Source organism: Streptosporangium sp. NPDC023615, from assembly GCF_040640155.1.
Lineage (GTDB): Bacteria > Actinomycetota > Actinomycetes > Streptosporangiales > Streptosporangiaceae > Streptosporangium.
In genome coordinates this window covers 125,219-136,708 of record NZ_JBFABE010000012.1, presented here as the reverse complement: position 1 = coordinate 136,708, position 11,490 = coordinate 125,219, and the positions used below count along the sequence as shown (strand labels likewise).

The 11,490-nt window shown below is 72.3% G+C and carries 10 protein-coding genes; 7 read left to right on the top strand and 3 right to left on the bottom strand.

The features are described 5' to 3' along the window. The 6 genes from AB0G16_RS12635 to AB0G16_RS12610 all read left to right on the top strand — a co-directional run bounded on the left by AB0G16_RS12635 (position 1) and on the right by AB0G16_RS12610 (position 6,467). Complete coding sequence (locus AB0G16_RS12635) at positions 1-693, top strand: hypothetical protein (protein WP_362803068.1); 693 nt, start codon at positions 1-3, stop codon at positions 691-693. Further along, positions 690-845, top strand: coding sequence for a hypothetical protein (locus AB0G16_RS12630; protein WP_362803065.1), 156 nt, complete (start codon positions 690-692; stop codon positions 843-845). Before AB0G16_RS12635 ends, AB0G16_RS12630 begins: the two co-directional genes overlap by 4 nt. A gap of 13 nt (positions 846-858) precedes the next feature. After that, positions 859-1,959 (top strand): bifunctional lytic transglycosylase/C40 family peptidase, encoded by a 1,101-nt coding sequence (locus tag AB0G16_RS12625; RefSeq protein ID WP_362803062.1) that lies wholly within the window; start codon positions 859-861, stop codon positions 1,957-1,959. Between the two features lie 14 nt (positions 1,960-1,973). Beyond that, the gene (locus AB0G16_RS12620) at positions 1,974-2,387 is read left to right on the top strand and encodes a (deoxy)nucleoside triphosphate pyrophosphohydrolase (RefSeq protein WP_362803059.1); all 414 of its coding nucleotides are present in this window, start codon (positions 1,974-1,976) and stop codon (positions 2,385-2,387) included. A gap of 108 nt (positions 2,388-2,495) precedes the next feature. After that, a complete protein-coding gene (locus AB0G16_RS12615) occupies positions 2,496-4,907 on the top strand; it encodes a hypothetical protein (protein ID WP_362803056.1) in 2,412 nt (803 codons plus the stop codon). 117 nt (positions 4,908-5,024) lie between these two features. Next, positions 5,025-6,467, top strand: a complete 1,443-nt coding sequence (locus AB0G16_RS12610) for a hypothetical protein (protein ID WP_362803053.1) — start codon at positions 5,025-5,027, stop codon at positions 6,465-6,467. A gap of 114 nt (positions 6,468-6,581) precedes the next feature. On the opposite strand, the gene AB0G16_RS12605 is transcribed toward AB0G16_RS12610, so the two are convergent. Then, the gene (locus tag AB0G16_RS12605) at positions 6,582-8,036 is read right to left on the bottom strand and encodes an MFS transporter (protein ID WP_362803050.1); all 1,455 of its coding nucleotides are present in this window, start codon (positions 8,034-8,036) and stop codon (positions 6,582-6,584) included. Between the two features lie 142 nt (positions 8,037-8,178). On the opposite strand from AB0G16_RS12605, the gene AB0G16_RS12600 reads away from it, so the two are divergent. After that, positions 8,179-8,613, top strand: a complete 435-nt coding sequence (locus AB0G16_RS12600; protein ID WP_362803047.1) for a MarR family transcriptional regulator — start codon at positions 8,179-8,181, stop codon at positions 8,611-8,613. Between the two features lie 196 nt (positions 8,614-8,809). On the opposite strand, the gene AB0G16_RS12595 is transcribed toward AB0G16_RS12600, so the two are convergent. Together AB0G16_RS12595 and AB0G16_RS12590 are read right to left on the bottom strand one after the other, a co-directional pair. Continuing rightward, positions 8,810-9,571, bottom strand: a complete 762-nt coding sequence (locus AB0G16_RS12595) for a succinate dehydrogenase/fumarate reductase iron-sulfur subunit (RefSeq protein ID WP_362803044.1) — start codon at positions 9,569-9,571, stop codon at positions 8,810-8,812. A gap of 2 nt (positions 9,572-9,573) precedes the next feature. Then, a complete protein-coding gene (locus AB0G16_RS12590) occupies positions 9,574-11,484 on the bottom strand; it encodes a fumarate reductase/succinate dehydrogenase flavoprotein subunit (protein WP_362803041.1) in 1,911 nt (636 codons plus the stop codon). Positions 11,485-11,490: the final 6 nt, after the last annotated feature.

The window sequence follows — 11,490 nt, the reverse complement described above, 5'->3', positions numbered from 1 at the left end:
ATGGCCGAGCTGGGCAACCGGAGGGGAGTCGTCTTCGCGGTACTGGTCGCGCTGCTCGCCGCGGTGGGCGTCTACCTGACCATGGAGTCGGCTCCCGGCGGCGGGACGGAGGGCCGGGCGGACCCGACCGGCGTCACCCGTACCGTGGCCGGGGCGCAGGAGTCGGCCGAGCCCGCGCGACCGGCGGCCACGGCCAGCGACGCCCCGTTCGACGTCTACTCCTACCTGCCGATGACCAGGCAGGAGCTGGCCGCCGCCGCCGACTACGCGCGGCGTTTCACCGCGGAGTACGGCACCTTCGGCCACGACGAGGACCCGGCGGTCTACGGCGACCGCCTCAGGGGCTACACCACGGCGGAGTTCTCGGGCGTGCTGCTGCGGACCGTGACCTCGCCGGGCACCATCGAGGCGAACAAGGCCGACCAGATCGTCTCGGTCGGGACGGCGCGGGTGAAGGAGATCCGGCAGATCGACAGCGCCTCGGTGGTGTTCGTGGTCGTCGGCACCCAGAACGTCACGTCCAGGAGCGGGGCGGAGCAGAGGACCGCGGAGTACGCCGTCACGCTCATCCAGGCCGGTGCCGAATGGCGGGTCCACGACCTCCAGCCGGCCGACTCCGGTCAGGAGGGAGACGACCAGCCCTTCGAGACCGGCGAGACCGGCGAGACCGGCGAGACCGGCGAGGGCGGGTGAAGGGCGGCACCGGCGAGGCCAGGAACGGCGGGATCGGCCGGATCGGCCGGGTCGGCCGGGTCGGCGCGGCCATGAGAGGCGTGGGCCCGCCCGGCGGCATCACGTACGGCGGAAGCACGCGCGGCTGGGCCACGCACGGCGGGATCGGATGAACGGCGAGGTCGTATGAAGGAGAACAGGCATGTCCGCCTCGCGCTGGTCCTCGGGGTCGCCGCGATCTGCATGATCACGCTCATCACGGCGCCGATGATGATGATCGGCGGTTTTCCCTCGTTCCCGTCCATCAGCGGCCCGGAGGCACAGGCCGCCTGCGAGGAGAGGGCGCAGACCGTGGGCGACGAGTCGGAGACGGCCACCTCCGACATCCCCGAGAAGTACCTGAAGCTCTACCGCGAGCACGGCAAGGAGATCGGCGTGCAGTGGAACGTGCTCGCCGGGGTCGGCAAGCGCGAGACCGACCACGGGCGCTCCACGCTCCAGGGTGTGCGGAGCGGCGTCAACTACGCCGGTGCCGCCGGGCCGATGCAGTTCCTCATCAGCACATGGGGCGGCAAGGCGAAAATCAAGATCCCTTCCACGTTCAACGGCTACGCCTCCGACGGCGACGGAGACGGCTGGGCCGACGTGTACAACCCGGCGGACGCCATCCTAGGCGCGGCGAAGATGCTGAAGCGGAACGGCGCGCCGGAGGATGTGCGCCGCGCGCTGTTCGTCTACAACCGGGCCTGGTGGTACGTCGACCAGGTCATGGAGATCGCCGGGAAGTACGCCAAGGACGGTGAGGTCGCCACGCCGCCCGAGGCCGACGAGAGCTGCGACGACACCCTGGTGGAGGCGGCGCCGACCGACACGGTGGCCGCGATCCTCGAGTACGCGATGGCCCAGCGGGGCAAGCCCTACATCTGGGGCGGCACCGGGCCGGCTGGCTACGACTGCTCCGGCATCATCTACATGGCCTACCGGAGCGTCGGCCTGACCATCCCGCGCACCACGTTCGGCCAGTGGCCGTTCGGCGTGCGGGTGGCCGCGGGGGAGGAGCAGGCGGGAGACCTCGTCTTCTTCAACTCCGGCCCCGGCACCGGCCCCGACCGCCCGGGACACGTGGGCATGGTGGTCTCGCCGGGCAAGATGGTCGAGGCCAGGTGCAGGTTGTGCGGGCCGATCAAGGTCACCACCTACCGGGACCGCACCGGGATCGTGGGATACACCCGGCCGCTGCAAAACCCCCAGATTCTCGAGCAACTCAGATTGAAGGAACAGGGCTGAAAGAATCGGGTGCTATGGAAAAGGTCGTTGTGGGCGCCGCCATCGTCGACGGTGCCGGGAGACTGCTCGCCGCCCAGCGCGCCGACCCTCCCGAGCTGGCCGGGGGCTGGGAGCTGCCGGGCGGGAAGGTGGACCCCGGGGAGGGCGAGCACGCGGCCCTGGTCAGGGAGTGCCAGGAGGAACTCGGCGTCCTGATCGAGGTGGGCGAGCGGGTCGGCGGTGACTGGGCACTGGCCGGCGGCTACGTCCTGAGGGTCTGGATCGCGGCCATCGCCGAGGGCAGGCCGGAGGCCAGGGAGCACCTGGACCTGCGCTGGCTGGGTGCGGACGAACTCTACGATGTCGCCTGGCTCCCGGCGGATCTTCCCATCGTGCGGGCGGTACAAGGCCGGCTCAACGATGGGCAAGATCGGTTCAATATGGATTGATCGACTCCGTGGCGTGACATAACTGCTACTGGACGTGGCGATGTCGCGCGCCCGTACTCGGGGGAACGGAGATATGCGGTGACCGGATGGTGGCGTGGTACTCGGATCGTGTCGGCAGTCGGAGCGGGGGTGCTCGTCCTCGGCGGTACCACGGGGGTACACGCCGTCCAGAGGGACGAACCGGTCAGGCCTCCCCTCGACCTGGCCGCCGCCGCGGATTCCCGGACGGCGCCGGAGGAGCGCGGTACCGGTGAGCTCATTCCCTTCCGCATCCGGCTCGAGGGGCCGGGCACCGGCGTCCTGCTGGCGGTCGCCACGGCTCCGCCCTGGGCGCTCAGAGGCGTCCTGTGCCCGACGAGGGTCCAGTCGCCGGTGCCGATCCCCCGGGGGGTGGCGGTCTGCCGGGTCGGCAACCTGTCCGCCAGGGGCGGTTCGATCGACGTCCTGCTCGACGTGCCCGCGTACGCGCGGGACGTCATGGTGACGGCGGTGGCGCGGATGCGCGCCCCCGGCGGCGCGACGGTGACGCAGCAGGCGCGGGGCATGATCAAGCTCCCGGCCACGCGGACGCGCCCGATCCAGCCGGCGCAGGGACAGACGCAGGGACAGGCGCAGGGACAGGCGCCGGGGCGGGGCGCGGTGGGAGGCTCCGACACGCTGGACCTCACCCGCCCGGTGGGAGAGCTCCGGCTCATGACGGCCGAACCCGCTCGGGGCACGGTCCCCGGCACCACGGTCCCCGGCGCCACGGCCCCGGGCACGCCGCAGGGCGCGGTCCCCGGCACTCCCGGCACCGCCGGTATCCCCGGCGCCCCCGGCACTCCCGGCAGGCCTTCCGGTGCGGTCCCCGGTGCTCCCGGAGTGCCGTCACGCGCGGTTCCCGGCACTGCCGGTACGCCGTCGGGTACGGTTCCCGGTGCTCCCGGCACGCCGTCCCGTGCGATCCCGGCCGCCCCCGGCCTCCCCGGGGCCCCGTCGATCGGCTCCGTGAGGGGCCAAGGCGCTCCGGGTGCCCCCACGGCAGGGGTGCCGGGGGCCGCGACCGCCTCCGGTCCGGGGACGGGGACCGGTCCGGTTCCCGGACGCGCGGGCGCGTCCGCCGGAAGCGGCGCGTCCGGTGTGACCGCCCCGGTTCCCACGCCCCCTCCCGGGGCCGGGCAGGCCGACGCGGCCTCGCGGAACGTGACGGCCGTGAACGTGGGCGAGGCCGACCAGCGTGTACTGGTGGCCCTGCTCGACGCCCTGGCCGGACGGCCCGTGGCCCAGGCGGCCAGCCCCGCCGCACCGGGAGCGGGCGCCGCGACGACCCCGGGGAACCCGGCGTCGGGGACGGTCGCCGGCGCCCCCGGCACCCGGGGAGGACGACCCGCCGCGAGCGCCGTCGCTCCGGGCGGTACGTCGCAGGCGAGGGGCGGTGCGCCCGGCACCGCGTCCATGCCGGGCGGTACGGCCGCCGGCGGGACCTCGGGGACATCCGGGTCCACCGCCGGAGGACCCGGCGCGCCGGGAACGACCGGCGGCCTGCCCGGTACGGCTCCGGCCGCCGGGCGGCAGCAGGCGGAAACGCCCGTCACCCCCGGCGCTCCTCGGGCCGGCGAGAACCCGGGCAACCTGGCCCTGGGGCCCGGCACGGCCCGTGACGCGGGCCGCAAGGCCGCCGGGCAGCAGCGGGCCACCGGCCGGGCCGGAACGGGTCGTCAGGGGACCACCCGGACGGCCGGACCCGGGCGTGCGGGAGGCGGTCAGAGGACGGCCGGTCGCGCCGGTGCGCAGATGCCGCAGACCGGACCGATGGTCGGCCGGCCGGTCTTCCCCGGCCAGGGCATGACGCAGGGCATGCCGCAGAACATGATCCAGCAGCTCGGGGCGTTGCCCCCGGGGACGGGCGCCCCGATGACCGGCCGGCAGCCGGGCGGAGCGGGGCGGAAAGCGGCCGCCCGGCAGGCGAGCGGGCTCGCGGCCGGGCCGATGAGCGCGCCGATGGGGCCGGGCCACCCGGCGATGGGCCACCCCGGCGCCGGTCACCCCGGCTACGGTCCGGGCATGACCGGCGGGGGCCAGGGAACGGCCGGCCCGGCCGGTCAGGCCGAGGCGATGCGGCAGATGGGCGGAGCTCAGATGCCGGGCGCGCAGATGCCGGGCATGCCGCCGCAGGGAGCCCCGGGAGCCCCGGGAGCACAGGGGGTCCAGCCGGGGCAGGTGCCGCCGATGGCCATGGGCATGGCGGGGACGATCCAGATGCCCGGCACCGAGAACGGCTCCCAGCTCCGCCTGCCGCCGGCGGGCCCCTTCCCGGCCGGCGCCCAGGGCTCCGCGCAGGCCTCCGCGCCGCAGGGCGCCCCCCTCCCGCAGGATCTGGGCACCCCGGACGGCCAGTCACGGCCGATGGCGGAGTCAAGGTCGTCGCTGACAGGGATCGGCGGCCTGCCGGTGGTCGCGCTGGCGGTGGCGACGCTTCTCGGCCTTCTCTGGCTGCAGAGGAGGATCCAGCGCCGCCGTCGGTCACGTCCCGTTTTGTAAAACGCGGTTTACTGTTACTTTGGCCCAACTAGTATTTCCTTGACGTGTTCATGATTGATTGCGTGGAGGACACCGGTGACGCGAACGCGGCGCAGGGCAGCCGTCTCCGCCGTTGTGATGTCCCTGGGACTCAGCGGTGCCGTTCTGCTCGTCGTGGCGCCGCTCACCGGTTTCCCGGCGGCAGGCGCGACGGTCAGAACGGTGCTCGCCAGTCCGTCGGAGATCCCCGGATGTGACATCGACCCGGCCGGTCCCTGCGAGGAGCCCACGTCGACCGTCACCGTCACGATCACCGAGGATCCGCCTCAGGACCCGCCCCAGGATCCTCCCGCCGTGCCGCAGAAGACCGTGACCAGCACGGTGATCGTCACGCCCAGGAAGACGAAGGCGCCGAAGGTGCCGAAGGCCACGGCGACGCCCCGGCAGGACACGGTCCAGGAGCCTCCGCCGGTCCAGCAGACCACGCCCCCTCCCGCGCTCGACCCGCCCCCGGTGATGGAGACCACCTCTCCTCCCGACACGGCGGGCGAGCAGGAGCCGGACGTCCAGTTCCCGCCCAACACGCCGGAGAACACCAGCCCGCTCCCGGCCGCCACCCCCACCGAGACCGCCACGTTCGACGACGGCGCCGCGGGCTCCTCGGTGTACGAGATCCGCAACGCCGGTTCCGAGTTCGACGGGGCCACGCTGAGCCGCCAGCTCGGCATCCCGGCGCTGATCCTGGTCCTGCTGGTGCTCTTCGCCGTCCTGATCTTCGAGGGCAGGCTGCGCCGCCTGGCCCACGCCGCCGCGGTCCGCAGGGCCGGTCCCCGCATGGCGGGCCCCCGCGGGGAGCCGGTGGACCCGATGATGTATCCGGCCGGGTCGGCGTTCGTGCCCGCCCACTACCAGTCCGGCACGGCGTACGCGCCGATCATCAGCCTCGTCCCCATGCAGATGTACGGCCCGCCCTACCCTGAGGGCTACGTTCCCGAGCAGTATCACCACGGGTACGCGCAGCCCACGGCGTACATGCCGGCGCCGGGCTACGAGCAGCCCGGCGGGCACGTCGACCCGTACGGCCGTCCCGTCCATGGTCCGGCTGGTCCGGCGGGTCCGGTCGAGCCGTTCGGCCACGACGGCTCGACGACCGCCTTCCGGGAGACCGCGCCGTCCGGGCCCAGGACCGATGAGAAGGGCTTCCCGCCCGGAGCCGTGGTCGAGTACCCGGGAGCACCGTTCCCGCAGGAGCCGCCCCGCGGTGGTACGGACCTCGGCGGCCCGCGCTTCCCGAACGGCCCGCGCGACGATTTCCGGACTTTCGGTTCTGGTCCGAAGGACACCGCCGGGACCGCGTCCGGCGCTCCGGGGACCTCCGGGGACCCGGGCGGAGGCCCGAGCGCTTTCGAGGTTCCCGGCGCTTCCGGGGACCGGCCGGCCGCGGGTGAGAAGCCCGCGGAGCCGACCCGGACGGCGGCCTACCCGCTCCAGGGGCAGGCCGGTGGAGAGGCCGGCACGGGTGAGGGCGGCGACAAGGAGCCCGGCAAGAAGAAGCGCGGCCTCTTCCGTCGCTCCTCCTGAGTCCGAGCCCGGACCCGGGCGGCCGCCTCACGTGACCCTGTGCCCCCTTCGTGCCGTCCTCGCCCCGCGTCCGCCCCGGACGATCGCCGGTCCACCCCTGGACGTTCCCGGCCGTCAGGGCGCGACCTCCGACCCGGCCGTCGACGGAGCGGGAAGCAGGGGGCTCAGCAGCGCGGCCAGGGCGAAGACGCCGACGTTGTACCAGAGCGTCGTCGCGGTCGCCGCGCCGAACCGGTCCGTGAGGTCGCCGGTCCCCGCGGCCACCAGGGCGAAGAACACGACCCCGACGATCGTGATCCCGGCCGCGGTGCCGAACTGGATGCCGGTGTTGACGACACCGGAACCGGCGCCGGCGTCGTCGGCGGGGACGTCGCCGAGCACCACGCCGGTGAGGATCGGCACGCACAGTCCCATCCCGAAGCCGATGACCAGCTCGGCGGCCACGACGTGCGGCCAGGCCAGATCGGCTCCCAGGGCCCGTACACAGACGATCATGACGAGGGTGCCCGCGGCCATCGTGAGCGCGCCCGCGCCGATGAGGCGGCGACCGTGCGCCGTGCCGTGGCGCAACGCGAGGTGGGTGGTCGCGGTGATGCCGACGGGCCAGGCCAGCGTCACCAGCGCCGTGCGCAGCGGCGTCCACTCCAGGCCGGACTGGAGCTGGTAGGTCAGCACCAGGAAGAACGACGTCACGCCGGAGAAGACCAGCAACACCACGATCACCCCGGCCGTGAAGGATCTCCGCCGGAACAGCGGGGGAGGGACGAGGGCGGAGCCGTCCCGGCGGTGGCGCCACCGCTGCTGGACGACGAACAGCCCCAGGGTCACGACGCCCGCGGTCATGACGGCGAACGTCCAGGCGGGCCGGTCCTCCGCCTGTCCCCGCACGAGGGGGTACATGATTCCCAGCGTGGCCAGGGTCACCAGGGCCACCCCCGTCAGGTCGAGCCGCAGCGGCCGGTCGGAGCGGGTCTCGGGCATGAACCTCGCCGCCGCGCAGAAGGCGAGGATCCCGACGGGAACGTTGACGTAGAAGATCGCACGCCAGCCGGTGCCCAGCACGTCGTACTCGGTCAGCAGCCCGCCCAGCAGCGGAGCGCTGACGCTGCCCAGGCTGAGGACCGCGCCCAGCAGCGAGAACGCCAGGGTCCGCTCGGCGGGGCCGAACATGGCGACGATGACCGACATGACCTGGGGCACCATCAGCGCGGCCATCGCGCCCTGCGCCAGGCGGCCGCCGACGAGGGCCCCCGGCGTCATGGCGGCGCCGCACGCGACGGAGGCGGCGGTGAACCCGGCGACGCCGATCAGGAAGAGGCGCTTGCGGCCGAAGATGTCACCGAGGCGCCCGCCGGTGATCAGCAGCAGGGCGAAGGCCAGGGCGTACCCGGCCAGGCTCCACTGCGCGGCGGTGTGGTCGGCGCCGAGGTCGCGCTGGATGCGGGGCAGCGCGATGCCGATGATGGTCGCGTCGACGTTGTCCATGAAGGCGGCGCTCAGCACGATGCCGAGGGCGATCCAGCGCCGCCGGGACGGGGGCGGGACGGTTCGGGGAGGGGATGGGGGCATGGCTTCTTCCCGGGGGATCGACTAGGCTTCCTGAACCAAAATAGAGACTCTCGAATTTAGAGCCTCTCTAATTCAGAGAGAGTAGGAAAGGAGGCCTGCCGTGTCAACGGAGCCGGGAAGCCGCACGGAGATGATCGCGGCCGTGTCCGATCAGGGACGCCTGACGGCCATGAGGGCGGCGCTGTTCCACGTCGGCATCGCCGGGCGGGCCGGGATCAACGTGACCGACTTCAACTGCCTGGCCCTCCTCGACAAGGAGGGACCGCTGACCCCCCACGATCTCGCCCTGCGGATAGGGCTGACGCGCGGCGGCGCCATCACCGCGGTCGTGGACCGCCTGCAGAAGGCGGGGTACGTGCGCCGCGACCGGGACGGCGCGGACCGGCGCCGCGTCCTTGTCGAGCTGGTACGCGAGGGCCCCTACAGCGCGTTGCAGGAGATCCTGGCGGACGTCAACCGGGCCTACGCCGATCTCGCCGGGAGCTACGGCGACGCGGAGCTGGCGATCATCCATGACTTCGCCGTCCGCGCCAACGACGTCATGCGGGAGCAGACCCGCCGGCTGTGGCGGGACTGAGGGCGGGAACGCGGCGGTCGCGGCGGGAGCGGGGGCGGGAACGCGAGGGCCGTGGCGGGAGCGGGGGCGGGAACGCGAGGGCCGTGGCGGGAACGGGGGCGGGAACGCGGCGGTCATGACGGGGGACCGAGGGGGGAAACGCGACGGCGCCGCCCGGGAGTCCCCGTGGCGGCGCCGTCGTGAGAGGCGGGACGGCTCAGCTCTTCGAGTTGGGACGCCTGAAGATCTTGTTGCCCAGCCAGACCAGCGGGTCGTACCTGCGGTCGACGACGCGCTCCTTCATGGGGATCAGCGCGTTGTCAGTGATCTTGATGTGCTCGGGGCAGACCTCGGTGCAGCACTTGGTGATGTTGCAGTAGCCCAGGCCGTGGTCCTCCTGGGCGGAGTCCTTGCGGTCGGCCACGTCGTAGGGGTGCATGTCCAGCTCGGCGATCCGCATCAGGAAACGCGGGCCGGCGAAGCCGGGCTTGTTCTCCTCGTGGTCGCGGATGACGTGGCAGACGTTGTTGCACATGAAGCACTCGATGCACTTGCGGAACTCCTGGGACCGCTCGACGTCGATCTGCTGCATGCGGTACTCGCCCGGCTTCACGTCGGACGGAGGGGTGAAGGACGGGATCTCCCTGGCCTTCTGGTAGTTGAACGACACGTCCGTGACCAGGTCCTTGATCACCGGGAACGTCCGCATGGGCGTGACGGTGATCGTCTCGTCCTCGGTGAAGGTGGACATCCGGGTCATGCAGCCGAGCTTCGGCCTGCCGTTGATCTCCATTGAGCAGGAGCCGCACTTGCCGGCCTTGCAGTTCCACCGGACGGCCAGGTCGGGGGCCTGGGTCGCCTGGAGACGGTGGATGATGTCGAGGACGACCTCGCCCTCGTTCACCTCGACCGTGAAGTCCTCGAGCTTGCCCTCGCCGCCCTCGCCCCGCCATATGCGGAACTTCGCCTTGTAACTCATGGTTACTCCTTGGCCAGCGCGTCGAAGGCGGCCAGCTCTTCCTCGGTGATGTACTTCTTCAGCTCGTCACGCTCGAACAGCGTGATGAGGTCGTCCCGCATCGGCTGCTGGACCTTCTCCTCGACGGTGACGCCGGAGCCGTCCGCGGCCAGGCCGCAACGCAGGATCTTGGTACGCCACTCGGCCGACATCGCGGGGAAGTCGTCGCGGGTGTGGCCGCCGCGGCTCTCCTCGCGCAGCAGCGCGGCCTTGGCCACGCACTCCGAGACCAGGAGCATGTTGCGCAGGTCGAGGCAGAGGTGCCAGCCCGGGTTGTAGATCCGGCTCCCGGCCGCGCCCACGCCCTGGGCCCGCTCCTTGAGCTTCTCCACCCCCTCCAGCGCCTCGGTGACCTCCTCGGCCTTGCGGATGATGCCGACCAGCTCGTTCATCGTCCGCTGCAGCTCGTGGTGGACCTCGTAGGGGTTCTCGCCCGACCGCTCCAGGGGGGCCAGCGCCTCGGCGGTCGCGGTCGCCACGCTCTCCTCGGAGATCCTCGGACGGGCCGCCAGGGCGTCCACGTACGCCGCCGCGCCCGCGCCCGCGCGGCGCCCGAACACCAGCAGGTCCGACAGGGAGTTGCCGCCCAGCCGGTTGGAGCCGTGCATGCCGCCGGAGACCTCACCGGCCGCGAACAGCCCGGGGACGGCCGCGGCGCCGGTGTCGGCGTCCACCTCGACGCCGCCCATGATGTAGTGGCAGGTCGGGCCGACCTGCATGGGTTCGGCGGTGATGTCGACGTCGGCCAGTTCCTTGAACTGGTGGTGCATCGACGGCAGCCGTCTGATGATCTCCGCGGCGGGCAGCCGGGTGGAGACGTCCAGGAAGACACCGCCCTGCGGTGATCCGCGGCCCGCCTTCACCTCGGAGTTGATCGCCCGGGCGACCTCGTCACGGGGGAGCAGCTCCGGGGGACGGCGGTTGTTGGCCTGGTCGTCGTACCAGCGGTCTGCCTCCTCCTCGGAGGTGGCGTACTTGTCCTTGAACACCTCGGGGATGTAGTCGAACATGAACCGCTTGCCCTCGGAGTTCCTCAGCACCCCGCCGTCGCCGCGGACGGACTCGGTGACCAGGATGCCGCGGACCGAGGGCGGCCAGACCATCCCGGTGGGGTGGAACTGGATGAACTCCATGTTGATCAGCTTCGCCCCGGCCAGCAGGGCCAGCGCGTGACCGTCGCCGGTGTACTCCCAGGAGTTGGACGTGACCACGTAGGACTTGCCGATCCCGCCGGTGGCCAGCACGATCGCCGGGGCGTCGAACAGGATGAGCTTGCCGTTCTCCCGCCAGTAGCCGAAGGCGCCCGAGATCGCGCCGCCCTCGCCGGCGGCGTCCGCGTCCTTGAGCAGGCGGGTCACCGTGCATTCCTGGAAGACCTTGATGAACGCCTCGGCGTCACCGTGCAGCCGCTCGTCCTCCTGCTGGAGCGCGACCACGCGCTGCTGCAGCGTGCGGATCATCTCCAGGCCGGTGCGGTCGCCGACGTGGGCCAGCCGCGGGTACTCGTGCCCGCCGAAGTTGCGCTGGCTGATCCTGCCGTCCTTGGTGCGGTCGAACAGCGCGCCCCAGGCCTCCAGCTCCCAGACCCGGTCCGGGGCCTCCTGGGCGTGCAGCTCGGCCATCCTCCAGTTGTTGAGGAACTTGCCGCCGCGCATGGTGTCGCGGAAGTGCACCATCCAGTTGTCGTCGCTGTTGACGTTGCCCATGGCGGCGGCGGCGCCGCCCTCGGCCATGACCGTGTGCGCCTTGCCGAACAGCGACTTGCAGACGATGGCCGTCCGCTTGCCCTGCTGGCGGGCCTCGATGGCCGCCCGCAGGCCCGCACCGCCGGCGCCGATGACGACGACGTCGTATTCGTGACGCTCGATTTCCACAGTGAT